The organism is Streptomyces bambusae (assembly GCF_019400985.1).
GTDB lineage: Bacteria > Actinomycetota > Actinomycetes > Streptomycetales > Streptomycetaceae > Streptomyces > Streptomyces bambusae_A.
Map to the genome: position 1 here is coordinate 1 of NZ_WTFF01000068.1, position 14,345 is coordinate 14,345.

The following is a 14,345-nucleotide window of genomic DNA, read 5'->3' on the forward strand; positions in this document are numbered from 1 at the left end:
GCGCCGTACGGGCCTGGCGCGCGGACGCCGCCGCGCACCCGAGCCCCAACGCCGGCCCGGTGGAGGCCGCGTTCGCCGGGGCGCTCGGCGTACGGCTGGGCGGCACGCTGGCGTACGGCGGCCGGGTCGAGCACCGGGCCGTGCTGAACGGCGAGCGGGGGCGGCCGGTGCGGGTCGCGGACATCGAACGGGCGGTACGGCTCTCCCGGCGCGTGACGTGGGTGGCGCTGGGGGCGTGTGTGGCCGGGCGTCTGCTGGTTTCCCACCTGAGGAAGGGACGTTCATGAGCAGCGCGCAGCGCGGCGGCGGCCTGCTGGTCGCCGGGACGACCTCGGACGCCGGCAAGAGCGTGGTCACGGCGGGGATCTGCCGGTGGCTGGTACGGCAGGGCGTGAAGGTGGCGCCCTTCAAGGCGCAGAACATGTCCCTGAACTCCTTCGTCACCCGCGAAGGAGCCGAGATCGGCCGGGCGCAGGCCATGCAGGCGCAGGCGGCCCGGGTGGAGCCCACCGCCCTGATGAACCCGGTCCTGCTCAAGCCGGGCAGCGACCGCAGCAGCCAGGTGGTGCTGCTGGGCAGGCCGGTGGGCGAGATGAGCGCACGCGGCTACCACGGCGGCAGGCAGGAGCAGCTGCTCGGTGTGGTCACGGACTGCCTGGAGCAGTTGCGGGGCACGTATGACGCCGTGATCTGCGAGGGGGCGGGCAGCCCGGCCGAGATCAACCTGCGGCGCACCGACATCGTGAACATGGGGATCGCGCGGGCCGCGCGCTTCCCTGTGGTCGTCGTCGGCGACATCGACCGGGGCGGGGTCTTCGCGTCCTTCTTCGGTACGACCGCCCTGCTGTCGGAGCAGGACCAGTCGCTGATCGCCGGCTACCTGGTGAACAAGTTCCGCGGCGACGTGTCCCTGCTGGAGCCCGGCCTGGAGATGCTGCGCGGCATGACCGGCCGGGCGACGTACGGCGTGCTGCCGTTCCAGCACGGGCTGGGCATCGACGAGGAGGACGGGCTGAGGGTCTCGCTGCGCGGCGCCGTACGCGAGTCGGTCGTGGCCCCGCCGGTCGGCGAGGACGTGCTGCGGGTCGCGGTGTGCGCCGTGCCGCTCATGTCGAACTTCACGGACGTGGACGCGCTGGCGGCGGAGCCGGGCGTGGTCGTGCGCTTCGTGGACCGTCCGGAGGAGCTGGCCGACGCGGACCTGGCCGTCGTACCGGGCACCCGGGGCACGGTGAAGGCGCTGGAGTGGCTGCGGGAGCGGGGCCTGGCCGACGCCCTGGCCCGGCGGGCCGCGGAGGGCCGCCCGGTGCTCGGCATCTGCGGCGGCTTCCAGGCGCTGGGCGAGCGGATCGAGGACGAGGTCGAGTCGCGGGCGGGCGTGGTGGACGGGCTCGGGCTGCTGCCGGTGCGCGTGCGGTTCGCCGCGGAGAAGACCCTGGCCCGGCCGGAGGGCTCGGCGCTGGGCGAGGCGGTCAGCGGCTACGAGATCCACCATGGCGTGGCCGAGGTGCTGGGTGGGGATCCGTTCCTGGACGGCTGCCGGGTGGGCTCGGTGTGGGGCACGCACTGGCACGGTTCGCTGGAGTCGGACGGGTTCCGGCGGGCGTTCCTGCGCGAGGTCGCGGCTGCGGCGGGGCGCCGCTTTGTCCCGGCTCCGGGCACGTCGTTCGGCGCGCTGCGCGAGGAGCAGCTGGATCTGCTGGGCGATCTGATCGAGGAGCACGCGGACACCGAGGCCTTGCTCCGGCTGATCGAGGCCGGCGCCCCGGCGGGCCTGCCGTTCGTGCCACCGGGTGCACCGTGAGCGGGGCCGCTGCGCGGGGCCTTTCCCCTACCCGCCCCTTCCCGAACCGGGGCTCCGCCCCGGACCCCGCTTTTCGGGGGCTCCGCCCCCGTACCCCCGCGCCTCAAACGCCGGCGGGGCTGGATCAACCAGGGGCGCGGGGAACTGCGCGACCAGCCGCAGCGGACCCGCAGGTCCGCCACGGCCGGCAAGGCCCCCGAACAGGGGCGGGTCCGGGGCGCAGCCCCGGTTACGGGAAGGGGCGGGGTGGGGAAAAGGCCCCGCGCAGCGGCAGCACCGCACGCCCAGCCATGTCGTACGAAGGAGTGAGCAACTCGTGACGCCCTACCCGTTCACCGCGGTCGTCGGCCAGGCCGACCTGCGACTGGCGTTGCTTCTCAACGCCGTCAGCCCGGCCGTCGGCGGCGTGCTCGTGCGCGGCGAGAAGGGGACCGCCAAGTCCACGGCGGTACGCGCGCTGTCCGCGCTGCTGCCGCCGGTGGACGTCGTCGCCGGGTGCCGCTTCTCGTGTGCGCCGGGCGCGCCCGATCCCGCCTGCCCGGACGGCCCGCACGACACGACCGAGGGCACCGCGCGCCCCGCGCGGATGGTGGAACTGCCTGTCGGCGCCTCCGAGGACCGCCTCGTCGGTGCGCTCGACATCGAGCGGGCCCTCGCCGAGGGCGTGAAGGCCTTCGAGCCGGGCCTGCTGGCCGACGCGCACCGCGGCATCCTCTACGTCGACGAGGTCAACCTGCTCCACGACCACCTGATCGACCTCCTGCTGGACGCGGCCGCGATGGGCGCTTCCTACGTCGAGCGCGAGGGCGTGTCCGTCCGGCACGCCGCCCGGTTCCTGCTCGTCGGGACCATGAACCCCGAGGAGGGCGAGCTGCGCCCGCAGCTGCTCGACCGGTTCGGGCTCACCGTCGAGGTCGCTGCCTCGCGCGAGCCCGAGCAGCGGGTCGAGGTCGTGCGGCGGCGGCTCGCGTACGAGGACGACCCCGCCGCCTTCGCCGCCCGCTGGGCCGGCGACGAGGCCGGCGTACGGGCGCGCGTGGTCGCCGCCCGGGCGCTGCTGCCGCAGGTCCGGCTCGGGGACAACGCGCTGCTCCAGATCGCCGCGACCTGCGCCGGGTTCGAGGTGGACGGCATGCGGGCCGACATCGTGATGGCCCGGACGGCGACCGCGCTGGCCGCGTGGGCCGGGCGTACGGCCGTACGCAAGGAGGACGTCCGGCAGGCCGCCCTGCTGGCCCTCCCCCACCGGCGCCGGCGCAATCCCTTCGACGCGCCCGGCCTGGACGAGGACAAGCTGGACGAGATCCTCGACCGGTTCCCGGACGACGAGCCGGAGCCCGAGCCCGAGCCGGTCGCCGCCGCGGCCGAGGCCGAGCCGGAGGCCGACGGCGAGCCTGCGGACGGCCCCGCCGTGCCGCTCGCGCAGGTGAAGCGGCGGGCAGGAGCCGGCGTGGCCGGGGCGTACAAGGCCGCCGGGCAGGTGCTCCGCGCCAAGGGGAAGGCCGGGGCCCGCGCCTCGGTGTACCTCGTGCTGGACCGCTCCGGCTCGATGCGCCCGTTCTACAAGGACGGCAGCGTCCAGCACCTCGCCGAGCACACCCTGGCCCTCGCCGCCCACCTGGACGAGGCCGCCACCGTGCACACCGTGTTCTTCTCCACCGACATCGACGGCACCGCCGACCTCACCCTCGACAACAGCGAGGGCTGGGTCGAGGCGCAGCACGCCGCGCTCGGCCGCATGGGCCGCACCAGCTACCACCGGGCCGTCGAGCAGGTCGTCGAGCACTACGAGAAGTCCGGCGCCGCCGGCCCCGCCTTCGTCGTGTTCCAGACCGACGGCGCCCCCGACAGCCGCCAGCCCGCCAAGCAGGCCCTCGCCGGCGCGGCCGGGCACGACATCCACTGGCAGTTCGTGGCCTTCGGCGAGCACGACGCCAAGGGCTTCGACTTCGTCCAGAAGCTGGCGGAGGAGTCGGGGAACGCCGGCTTCTTCCACGCCGGCCCGGCTCCCCTGGAGCTGACCTCGGCCGCCCTCCTCAAGGGCGTCCTCGACCGGTTCTAGCGCCTCCGACCGGCGCCCGGCGGCCCCGTACTCAGGCGGGTCTGAGTATCCGTCCCGAAGCGGGGCCGCCCGCCGGGCTCCTAGCGTTCGGAGCATGGAGACGAACGAGTCGACGGGAGCCGGCACCGCCGCGGTGGTGCTCGGCGGGCTGGGCCTGATGGCGCTCGCGCTGACCCCCGTCCTGTTGCCTGCCTTCCTCGCGGCCCCGCCGCTCGGCATCGCCGCCGTGATCTGCGCGGCCGTGGCCCGCGGCCGGGTCCGGCGCGGCCTCGCCTCCGGCGCCCGCACCGCGAACGTCGGCCTCGGCCTCGGCATCACCGCCGTCGCCGTGCCGGTCGCACTCGCCGCGGCGGCGTTCTGGATGCTGCACGAGGTGTACGCGGAGGACAGCGAGGCCGGCCGCGCCCGGCCGACCGAGTACAGCGCCCCGCCGCGCACCCCCGTCGTCCTCTCGTCCGCCCCGCAGCAGGAGCGCACGGAGCCCGGCCGCGTGGTCTACCAGGACGGCGTCGAGGTGACCGTCCACGCGCCCCAGGCCTTCTCCCCCGCCCCGGACTCCCCCACCCCGCTGCCGGCGGGCCGGCAGGCGTACCGGGTGCTGATCACCGTCAACAACCCGGGCGACCAACCCGTCCCGCTCGTCGCCCCCGTCTCCCACCTCTACGACCGCACCGGCCGCCCGCTGAGCCACTACGAGGACGCGTACGCCGCCGCATGGCAGAAGGAGCACGGCTACCCCGTCTGCCCCGACGAGGTGCTTCCCGGGCAGCGCGTGGAGTGCCTGCACACCGTCCACGTGTCCCAGGGCACCCCGTGGGTGGAGCTGAGCGTCATTCCCTCGTCCGTCGGCCACGACCCGGCACACCTGCGGCTGCCCCTCGGGACCTGACCGGCGCCGCTGCACCGCCACACCGCTGCACCGCTGTCCGCGACACGGGGCCGGCGCCGCTGTCCGCAACCACGGGGAAGGGCCCGGGATCCGCGCGGATCCCGGGCCCTTCCCCGTGCCTGTGGCCGATCGGACGCGTCAGCGCGACGCGTCCGGGTGGACCGCCTCGGAGATCGGGCGGCCCTCCGTCTCCTTGACCTCGACCGGCTTGCGCAGCGAGATGTTCAGCTCGCGCAGGCGGGCCTCCTCCAGCACCGTCGGCGCGCCCATCATCAGGTCCTGGGCGTTGCCGTTGAGCGGGAAGGCGATGGTCTCGCGGATGTTGGGCTCGTCGGCCAGCAGCATCACGATGCGGTCGACGCCCGGGGCGATGCCACCGTGCGGCGGGGCGCCGAGGCGGAACGCGCGCAGCATGCCCGCGAACTCGCGCTCCACGGTCTCCGCCTCGTAGCCGGCGATCTCGAACGCCTTCAGCATGACGTCGGGCTCGTGGTTGCGGATGGCGCCGGAGGACAGCTCGATGCCGTTGCAGACGATGTCGTACTGCCACGCCAGGATGTCCAGCGGGTCCTTCTCCTCCAGGTCCTTCATGCCGCCCTGCGGCATGGAGAACGGGTTGTGGGAGAAGTCGATCTTGCCGGTCTCCTCGTCCTTCTCGTACATCGGGAAGTCGACGATCCAGCAGAACCGGAAGACGTTCTCCTCGAAGTGGCCGGCGCGCTTGGCGGCCTCGACCCGGACCGGGCCCATGATCTTGGAGACCTCGTCGAACTCGCCCGCGCCGAAGAACACCGCGTGGCCGGCGACCAGGCCGAGGCGCTCGGTGAGGACCTTGACGTTCTCCTCGGTGAGGAACTTCGCGATCGGGCCGGTGAGCGTGCCGTCCTCGCCGACGCGGACCCAGGCCAGGCCCTTCGCGCCGAGCGAGACCGCGAAGTCGCCGAGGCCGTCGAAGAACTTGCGCGGCTGGGCGGCGGTGTCCGGCACCGGCAGGGCGCGGACGTGCTTGCCGGCGAACGCCTTGAACTCCGAGCCCTCGAAGACGTCGGTGATGTCGACGAGCTCCAGCTGGGCGCGCAGGTCCGGCTTGTCGTTGCCGTACTTGAGCATCGACTCGCGGAACGGGATCCGCGGGAACGGGGAGGTGACCTCGCGGCCGCCGCCGAACTCGGTGAAGAGCTCGGTCATCAGCTTCTCGATCGGCTGGAAGACGTCCTCCTGCTCGACGAAGGACATCTCCACGTCGAGCTGGTAGAACTCGCCCGGCGAGCGGTCGGCGCGGGCGTCCTCGTCGCGGAAGCAGGGCGCGATCTGGAAGTAGCGGTCGAAGCCGGAGATCATCAGCAGCTGCTTGAACTGCTGCGGGGCCTGCGGCAGGGCGTAGAACTTGCCCGGGTTCAGACGGGACGGGACGACGAAGTCGCGCGCGCCCTCGGGGGAGGTCGCGGTCAGGATCGGGGTCGCCATCTCGTTGAAGCCGAGGGCCACCATCTTGTGGCGGATCGCGGCGATCACGGCGGAGCGCAGCATGATGTTGCGGTGCATGCGCTCGCGGCGCAGGTCGAGGAAGCGGTACTCCAGGCGCCGCTCCTCGTTCACACCGTCGTCGGTGTTGATGGTGAAGGGCAGCGGGGCGGCAGCGCCCAGCACCTCGACCTCGGCGGCCTCGATCTCGATCTCGCCGGTCGGCAGGTCGGCGTTGACGTTCTCGGCGCCGCGGGAGACGACCTTGCCGTCGACGCGGACGACCGTCTCCTTGGAGAGCTTGTCCAGCGCGGCGGCGGCCGCCGTACCCGGACGGGCGACGAGCTGCGTGATGCCGTAGTGGTCGCGCAGATCGATGAAGAGGATGCCGCCCAGGTCTCGACGATTGTGCAGCCAGCCGCTCAGCCGGACGTCGGTGCCGACGTCAGAGGCACGGAGCTCGCCGCAGGTGTGGGACCTGTACCGATGCATCATTCATCCAGTTCTTCGCGATAGCAGGTGGGATTCAACCCTCACAAGGTTACCGTCCGCCCCGCACGGCCTCAGGACGGGCGCGGGACGGCAGCAGGACGGGCGCGCCCACGCCATGACCTGTAAATATGACCTAATGCGCACCGAGGACGTCCTGGCCGCCATCGCGACGGGTGTGTGGCGATGGGACAACTCCTCCGGGACGGTCGCCCTCGACAGCGAGGCCGCCCGGCTCCTGGGCCTGCCCCCCGCACCGGTCGTGGTGCCCGAGGCCGTCGTCCGCTCCCGGTTCCACCCGGTGGACTGGAACGAGATCAACGGCATCGTGACCCTCGCCCGCGCCGAGGGCACCCTCGCCGAGGCCCGGCTGCGGATCATGGACGAGGACGGGCGCGTCCTGCGGACCGTACGCAGCCGCTCCAAGCCGCTGGAGAACCGCAGCGCCGACGGCGGGGTCGGCCACGAGCTGATCGGCACCCTCCAGGAGATCGCCGAGCCGCAGCCCGGCACCACCGCCGCGCACACCTCGATCACCGGCGACTGGCGCCGCTCGCGCGAGGCGTTCCTGCTGGACGCCGGCCGCGCGCTGGCCGAGGCCCGGTCGACCGCCGAGGTGCTGCGGGTCGCGGCCTCGCTGTCCATGCCCGGCTTCAACCCGGACGGGCTGGCCGTCTTCGGCGTCGCGGGCGAGCGGCTGTCGGTCATCGGCCACCACGGGCACGGCCCCGGCGACGAGGGCCCCTTCTCGGACATGCGCCTGGAGACCGACTACCCGGCCGCCGAGGTGGTCCGGACCGGCCGGGCGATCTACCTGCCCACCCCCGAGGACTACAAACGGCGGTTCCCGGCCACCTGGCCGCTCGCCCAGCGCTTCGGCCGGGTCTCCTGGGCGTTCGTACCGCTGATCGTCGCCGGCCGCACCATGGGCGCCTGGATGGCCGCCTTCAAGCACCCGGTCTCCTTCTCCCCCGACGAGCGGTCGGTGCTGACGACCGTGGCCCGGATGCTGGCGCAGGCCCTCCAGCGGGCCGGCGTGGCCGAGTCCGAGCGGGAGCTGAGCACGGGCCTCCAGCGGTCGATGATGCCGACACTGGGCCCCCGGATCCCCGGCATGCAGATCGCCGCGCGGTACGTGCCCACCGGCGGCGGACTCCAGGTCGGCGGGGACTGGTACGACATGATCCCGCTGCCCTCGGGACGGTTCGCCCTGGTCATCGGCGACGTGCAGGGCCACGACGTACGGGCCGCGGGGCTGATGGGCCAGCTCCGCATCGCCGTACGGGCGTACGCCTCCGAGGGCCACCGGCCGGACGCGGTGCTCTCCCGCGCCTCCCGCTTCCTGTCCGGGCTGCACTCGGGCCTGCCCGGTACGGACGGCGGCGGCGGGGGCGGTGCGGACGGCGGGGCCGGCGCCGACGACCCGTACGACCCGTTCGACTCGCTCGACTCGGACGACGACTTCCACGTCCCGCGCTTCGCCACCTGCCTGTACGTCGAGTGCGACCCGGCGACCGGGGTGCTGGAGGTGGCCCGGGCCGGCCACCCCGACCCGGTGGTCCGGATGGCCGACGGGACGGTCCTGATGCGCCCGACGGCGGGCGGACTGCCGCTGGGCATCGTCGCGGACACCGACTACCCGACGACCCGGCTCACCCTGGAGCCCGGCGAGACGATGATGCTGTGCACGGACGGGCTCATCGAGACCGGCGGGCACGACCTGGACACCGGCTGGGCCCGGCTGCGGGCGGTCCTGGAGTCCGGGGCGCACGAGAGCGAGGGCCTGGAGAAGCTGGCCGACCTGCTGGTCCAGGCCGTGCACGGGCCCTCCTCGCACCACACCACCGGCCCGCTCGCCGACCGGCGCGAGGACGACATAGCGGTCGTGCTGCTGTGCCGCGAGGGCCCGGGCTGCGGCTGCGGCACCCCGGTGGACCAGCTGGTCCGACCGGCCCGCCGGACCATGCTGACGGTGGCCCAGGCCGAGCCGGAGCGGATCGCCGGCGCCCGCCGGCAGGTCCGCGAGCTGCTGCACGACTGGGCGGACCCCGAACAGGTCGACGCGGCGGAGCTGATGGTCTCGGAGATGGTCACCAACGTCCTGGTGCACACCGACGGCGACGCCCTGCTGGTGGCCGAGGCGGTCGGCGAGCTCGGCACGCGGCGGCTGCGCATCGAGGTCGCCGACGGCAGCGACGAGCTGCCGCACAAACGGCACCCGGGCGAGATGGCGTCCAGCGGGCGCGGGGTGCTGCTGATGGAGATGCTCGCGGACGCCTGGGGCGTGGACCCGCGGGGCGAGGGCAAGTCGATCTGGTTCGAGCTGTACGAGGAGTCGAAGCCGGACTCCGGCTGACGGGGAGCCTCGGGCAGGATGCGGCGGGCCGCGAGCCGCGGGCCGGAACGGCCGGGATGCGCCGGACCCGACCGGTGCGCGTGCCGGAACGGCCGGGATGCGGCGGTCCGGCCGGTGCGCGCGCCGGCCGGACCGGGCGCGGCACATGGTTGGATGACGCCGTGTCGATCTCCCTTCTCCCCGAACCGGTCCGCCGGCTCGCCGCCTGGTGCGCCGTCTTCCTCCTGGTCACCGGCGTTGCGGCGGTGCTGATCTGGCTGTGCATCACCTTCAAGGCCGCCGTGACCCCCGCGCTGCTCGCGCTGCTGGGCACGGCCCTGCTCGGTCCGATGCACCGGCGGCTCATCCGGATGCGGGTGAACCGTTCCCTCGCCGCCGCGCTGACCTGCCTCGCCGTCGTCGCCCTGGTCGGCGGCGCCACGTACGCCGTGGGGGTCGCGCTGGTGCAGACGGGCGACGAGATCATCGACTCGCTGCGCAAGGCCGGCCGGGACATCGCCGAGCACTTCGGGGCGGCCGGCACCTCCCTGGAGGACCTGGCGAAGAACTCCAAGGACCTGCTCTCGAAGTTCGGCGGCACGGCCGCCTCCGGCGTGATCACCGGGCTCAGCGTGGTCGGCCAGATGTTCGCGACGGCGCTGCTGGCGATGGTGCTGGTCTTCTTCTTCCTGCGCGACTCGCACCGGGCCTCCGGCACCCTCCGCTCCATGGTGCCCAGCCACTCCGGGGACATGATCGAGGCGATGGGCCGCCGGGCGTACGAGGCCGTCGAGGGCTTCATGCGCGGGACCACCTTCATCGCGCTGATCGACGCCGTCCTCATCACCCTGGGCCTGCTCGTGCTCAAGGTGCCCGGAGCGGTGGGCCTGGGCGCGCTGGTCTTCGTGACCGCGTACATCCCCTACCTCGGCGCGTTCCTGTCCGGCGCCGTCGTGGTCCTGGTGGCCTTCGCCGACGGCGGCTGGACGGTCGGCCTGTGGGCGCTGGGCGTGGTCCTGGCCGTGCAGGTCATCGAGGGGAACATACTGCAGCCGGTGGTGCAGAGCCGGACCGTGCAGATGCACCCGGCCGCGGTGATGCTGACCATCACCGCGGGCGCGAGCATCGCCGGCATCCTGGGCATGCTGCTGGCCGTCCCGCTGACGGCCGCGGCCTTCGGCGTCCTGTCGGAACTCCGCGCCCGCTACGCGGCCCCCGCGCCCGAGGCGCAGGCCGAGACCGGCGACGACCCCGGCCCCGACCCCCGGCCCGCACCACAGGCCTGAGGACGCAACGCCACCGCCGGGACGTCCGAACCCGCCCAACCCCCGGCGCCGGTCGGCCCCAGGGGTTGGGCGCTGCCGGTCAGCCGGTCTCGGCCTCGCCGGTGCCGCGGTGGCCCAGGCCGGTGCGCTCCGTGGTGGGGATCCGGCCGAGCCGGCCGGCCTGGAAGTCGTCGAAGGCCTGCTGGAGCTCGGCGCGGCTGTTCATGACGAACGGCCCGTAGTGCGCCATCGGTTCGCGGATCGGGCGCCCGCCGAGCAGGACGATCTCCATCGCGGGCGCGTTGGAGTCCTGGGACTCGTCCGCTCGCAGCGTGATCGAGCCTCCCTCACCGAAGACCGCCGTCTGCCCGGTCCGGACCGGCTGCCGGTCCGTGCCGACGCTGCCCCGGCCCGCCATGACGTACGCCAGGGCGTTGAAGTCGGCCCGCCACGGGAGGGTGACCTGCGCGCCCGGGGAGACGGTCGCGTGGATCATCGTGATGGGCGTGTGGGTGATGCCCGGGCCCTCGTGGCCGTCCAGCTCGCCGGCGATGACCCGCAGCAGCGCGCCGCCGTCGGGGGTGGTGAGCAGGGTGACCTTGCCGCCGCCGATGTCCTGGTAGCGCGGGGGCATCATCTTGTCGGAGGCCGGCAGGTTGACCCAGAGCTGGAGCCCGTGGAACAGCCCGCCGCTGACCACGAGCTGCTCCGGCGGGGCCTCGATGTGCAGCAGCCCGGAGCCCGCGGTCATCCACTGGGTGTCGCCGCCGTTGATGACGCCGCCGCCGCCGTGGCTGTCCTGGTGGACGAAGGTCCCGTCGATCAGGTAGGTCACCGTCTCGAAGCCGCGGTGCGGGTGCCACGGGGTCCCTTTCGGCTCCCCAGGCTGATACTCCACCTCGCCCATCTGGTCCATCATGATGAACGGGTCGAGGTACTGGTAGTTGATCCCGGCGAACGCACGGCGCACCGGGAACCCCTCGCCCTCGAAGCCGCCGGGAGCGGTCGTGACGGCCAGGACGCGGCGGGCGGCGGTCTCTGTGGACGGCTCGGCGACCCGGGGGAGCGTCAACAGGTTCTCAACAGTCACTGCAGGCATGGTCGGGACCTCCTTCTGCGTCGAGTTTAGTTGAAACTCGAACTTTCTGCCACACCCGCAGAACAGAACGGGCCCCGGGGACATTCCCCGGGGCCCTGCGCAGCTCGCCGGCACGGCCCTGCCAACCTTGGCCCGGCTCCGTGCGTCCTACCGGTCGTGATGGAGATCATCGACAGCGACAGCACCGCCGCCGGCGAGGAGGAGGGCGAGATCCGCCCCGGCCCGTGGTGGCGCCACACCCTCTGGGTGCTGGGCGTGACCGCCTGCGCCATCGGCTTCGGCTGGGTCAGCTCCGCCTTCCGGGTCGGCCCCGAGGACTTCGGCATCCCGAGCGCGCCCCCCGGCCCGCTCTGGCCGCTGCTCGGCATCTGCGCCGCCACCGGGCTGGCCGCGGCCGGGCTGCTGCGGGCGACCTCGGCCCGCATCGTCGTCTACGGCCCCGGCCGCGTCGGCTTCTTCCTCGTCATGCTGGGCACCCGCCTGGCCCTCGGCTTCCGCCCCGAGCCCCCCGTGCTCGCGGCGGGCGCCGCCGCGGTCGTACTCGCCGCCGCGGTCTGGTGCGGCTACGCCGCCTGGACCCACCGGGCCGCCCTCCCCGCAGCGGCGCGGTAGGTGCTCTGTCCCGGGATGCCGGGCGGGCGGTGGCGCCGGGCCCCCCGTACCCGGCGCCGCGCCCCCTGCCGCTGCCCGCAGCGGGCCTCAGCAGTGCCGCAGGCCGTAGGCGCCCGGGTTGGCGTCGAACGCCGACGAGGTGTAGACGACCTCGGCCGGGACCATGCCGAAGCGGCCGGTCACATCGCCGTAGGCGCCGTACCAGGTGCTGTTGCCGCCCCCGTGCCACTCGCCCGTGGTCCAGCAGTCGAAGACGCTCGGGTTGGTCTTCAGCGTGTCCACCCAGGGCGCGCTGAAGCTCGCGTACCGGAACATGTCGACGTCCGGGGTGTTCCCGCAGTAGAGCCGGCCGCCGCTGACACCACAGGTGGCGGCCTCGGCCGGGGCGGAGGCCAGCAGGCCTGCACCGAGGGCGAGCGCGGCTGCGGCCGCCGCGGCGGCGGCCTTCCGGCGGATCGGGGTGCGGGAGGAAGAACGAGTCATCACGGCCTCCGTGTCGGTGGGGCGGGGACTCCTGTTCGCCCCGCGGCACCCACATTGCGGGCGGGGCCACGAACGCCGCGATGGTTTCGGCGCTCGCCGAAACGTCCCCGAACGGTCGCCGAAAGGTCCCCGAACGCTCAGCCCCCGCTGCGGAGCAGGTCCACGCCCAGGCCCGTCGCCGCGTGCAGCACCGCCTTGCCCTCGCGCTCGGTGGTGATCAGGCCCGCCGCGCGCAGGGTGCGGGTGTGCTCCGACACCGACGGCAGGGAGATGCCCAGGTCGCGGGCCAGTTCGGTGGTGGTGCGCCGGTCGGTCAGCTGCTGCAGGACGGCCGCCCGCGTACGGCCCAGCAGGGCGTCCAGCGAGCCGTCCGCCCCGGCCGGGGCGACCAGCGGCAGCGGGGTCAGCGCCGGGTAGATCAGCAGGTGGGAGCCGTCCGGCAGGCGGCCCAGCAGCGGGCGGCCGGTCCAGAACGCCGACGGAATCAGGGTCAGCCCGTGCCCGCCCAGGCCGGTCTCGAAGTGCGGCGGGCCGGGCACCTCGAAGGTGGTGCCGGACCAGCGGGCGTCCGGGTGGGTGCCGGCCAGGGTGGCCTTGATGCCGTGCCCGGCCAGCATCCGGGTGCGCCAGGCCACGTCGGCCCGGAAGGACTGCCGGATCTCGCACCAGCGCGGTGCGATCAGCGCCGCGTGCGCCGAGCGGAGCGACCGCTCCAGCAGCGCCCACGCCTCGCGGTCCTGCTCCCAGAGGGCGCGCAGCCAGCCGCCGGGGTCGCCGCCGTTCCGCGAGCGGGAGGCCGCGCGCACCAGGTCCTCGTACGGCAGCCGGCGTCCGCCCTCGCGTACGGCGTCCAGGGCGGCGTCGAGGTCCCGCACCGGCGGCTCGACGAAGCCCGGGTTGTCCCCGTCGGGACGCAGCAGCTCCAGCAGCGGGCGGGCGTCGGCCGGGAGTTCGCGCGCCACCTGCCGGCGCCACCGGGCGAACACCCCGGGCCGGTCCGTGCGCTGCCAGGCCGCCAGGGCGAGGCAGAGCTCGACCAGCGGCATCGGTTCGGCGGCGAACCTGATGTCGAGCAGGTCCTCCGCGCTGAAGTGCACCCTGAGCAACGCCCCAGCCCCCTCCCCCGGCGACCCGGCACCCGCCGCCGTGCCGCCGGACAGCCGTCCCGCCGTCCAGCCGTCCAGCCGTCCCGCCGTAGATCCGGCGTATCGCGAAGCTAGCCGTACATCCGGCGCGTCGTGAAGCTAGCCGTACATCCGGCGCATCGCGAAGTCGACCATCTGCTCGACCGCCTTCGCGTCGAAGACCATCCGGTGGTCGCCCTCCATGTCGAGGACGAAGCCGTACCCGGTGGGCAGCAGGTCGATCACCTCGGCACCGGTGATCACGAAGTACTTCGACTCCTTGCCGGCGTACCGGCGCAGCTCCTTGAGCGTGGTGAACATGGGGATCACCGGCTGCTGGGTGTTGTGCAGCGCCAGGAATCCGGGGGTCTCGCCGCGCGGGCAGTAGACCTTCGAGGTGGCGAAGATCTGCTGGAAGTCCTCGGCGGACAGCGACCCGGTGGTGAAGGCCCGCACCGCGTCGGCGAGCGAGGGCGGGGACGGCTCGGGGTACAGCGGCTGCTCGGCGTAGCCGACGCCGGGCATCTGCTGCTGCGGCGGGGCGTACTGCTGCTGGGCACCCGGGTTCTGGTCGTAGCCGTACATGGGCGGAAGCCTACCGAGCGGCCCCTGGGGGCCGCGCCCGCATTCGCGCCAAGGCTTGACGCTGGTCACAGTCGCCGGACAAGGGTTGCTTCTTATTACCCGTGGGTAGCATCATGTTGTTACCGATTGGTACG

At 73.6% G+C, this 14,345-nt stretch carries 11 protein-coding genes and 1 pseudogene; 7 read left to right on the forward strand and 5 right to left on the reverse strand.

The genetic code is table 11. The annotated features are described in order from the left end of the window. The 4 genes and pseudogenes from GPJ59_RS12360 to GPJ59_RS12375 form a co-directional block, all read left to right on the forward strand. Positions 1-287, forward strand: a 287-nt coding sequence (locus GPJ59_RS12360; protein ID WP_219667117.1) for a cobalamin biosynthesis protein, incomplete at its 5' end; no start/stop codon positions are given. Beyond that, positions 284-2,124: pseudogene (locus tag GPJ59_RS12365) on the forward strand (cobyric acid synthase). The gene GPJ59_RS12360 and the pseudogene GPJ59_RS12365, both read left to right, overlap by 4 nt. Next, entirely contained in the window at positions 2,121-3,866 is a 1,746-nt protein-coding gene (locus GPJ59_RS12370) for a VWA domain-containing protein (protein ID WP_219667120.1), read from the forward strand. Before GPJ59_RS12365 ends, GPJ59_RS12370 begins: the two are co-directional and overlap by 4 nt. Before the next feature lie 94 nt (positions 3,867-3,960). Then, positions 3,961-4,755 (forward strand): hypothetical protein, encoded by a 795-nt coding sequence (locus GPJ59_RS12375; protein WP_219667122.1) that lies wholly within the window; start codon positions 3,961-3,963, stop codon positions 4,753-4,755. A 138-nt stretch (positions 4,756-4,893) separates the two neighbouring features. Here GPJ59_RS12375 and aspS read toward each other — a convergent pair whose 3' ends face one another. After that, entirely contained in the window at positions 4,894-6,711 is a 1,818-nt protein-coding gene (gene aspS / locus GPJ59_RS12380; RefSeq protein ID WP_219667149.1) for an aspartate--tRNA ligase, read from the reverse strand. Positions 6,712-6,847: 136 nt separating this feature from the next. Between aspS and GPJ59_RS12385 the strand changes: the two genes are divergently transcribed. Together GPJ59_RS12385 and GPJ59_RS12390 are read left to right on the forward strand one after the other, a co-directional pair. Next, positions 6,848-9,064 (forward strand): ATP-binding SpoIIE family protein phosphatase, encoded by a 2,217-nt coding sequence (locus GPJ59_RS12385; protein ID WP_219667124.1) that lies wholly within the window; start codon positions 6,848-6,850, stop codon positions 9,062-9,064. Between the two features lie 167 nt (positions 9,065-9,231). Further along, positions 9,232-10,329, forward strand: coding sequence for an AI-2E family transporter (locus tag GPJ59_RS12390; protein WP_308120265.1), 1,098 nt, complete (start codon positions 9,232-9,234; stop codon positions 10,327-10,329). 79 nt (positions 10,330-10,408) lie between these two features. Here the strand turns inward: GPJ59_RS12390 and GPJ59_RS12395 are convergent, their stop codons facing one another. After that, entirely contained in the window at positions 10,409-11,407 is a 999-nt protein-coding gene (locus tag GPJ59_RS12395) for a pirin family protein (RefSeq protein ID WP_219667126.1), read from the reverse strand. A 159-nt stretch (positions 11,408-11,566) separates the two neighbouring features. Between GPJ59_RS12395 and GPJ59_RS12400 the strand changes: the two genes are divergently transcribed. Further along, positions 11,567-12,019 (forward strand): hypothetical protein, encoded by a 453-nt coding sequence (locus tag GPJ59_RS12400; protein WP_374200842.1) that lies wholly within the window; start codon positions 11,567-11,569, stop codon positions 12,017-12,019. 87 nt (positions 12,020-12,106) lie between these two features. Here the strand turns inward: GPJ59_RS12400 and GPJ59_RS12405 are convergent, their stop codons facing one another. The 3 genes from GPJ59_RS12405 to GPJ59_RS12415 form a co-directional block, all read right to left on the reverse strand. After that, positions 12,107-12,502, reverse strand: a complete 396-nt coding sequence (locus GPJ59_RS12405; RefSeq protein WP_219667128.1) for a hypothetical protein — start codon at positions 12,500-12,502, stop codon at positions 12,107-12,109. Positions 12,503-12,639: 137 nt separating this feature from the next. After that, a complete protein-coding gene (locus GPJ59_RS38475; protein WP_219667129.1) occupies positions 12,640-13,599 on the reverse strand; it encodes a winged helix-turn-helix domain-containing protein in 960 nt (319 codons plus the stop codon). Positions 13,600-13,746: 147 nt separating this feature from the next. Continuing rightward, a complete protein-coding gene (locus GPJ59_RS12415; RefSeq protein WP_219667131.1) occupies positions 13,747-14,211 on the reverse strand; it encodes an SseB family protein in 465 nt (154 codons plus the stop codon). Positions 14,212-14,345: the final 134 nt, after the last annotated feature.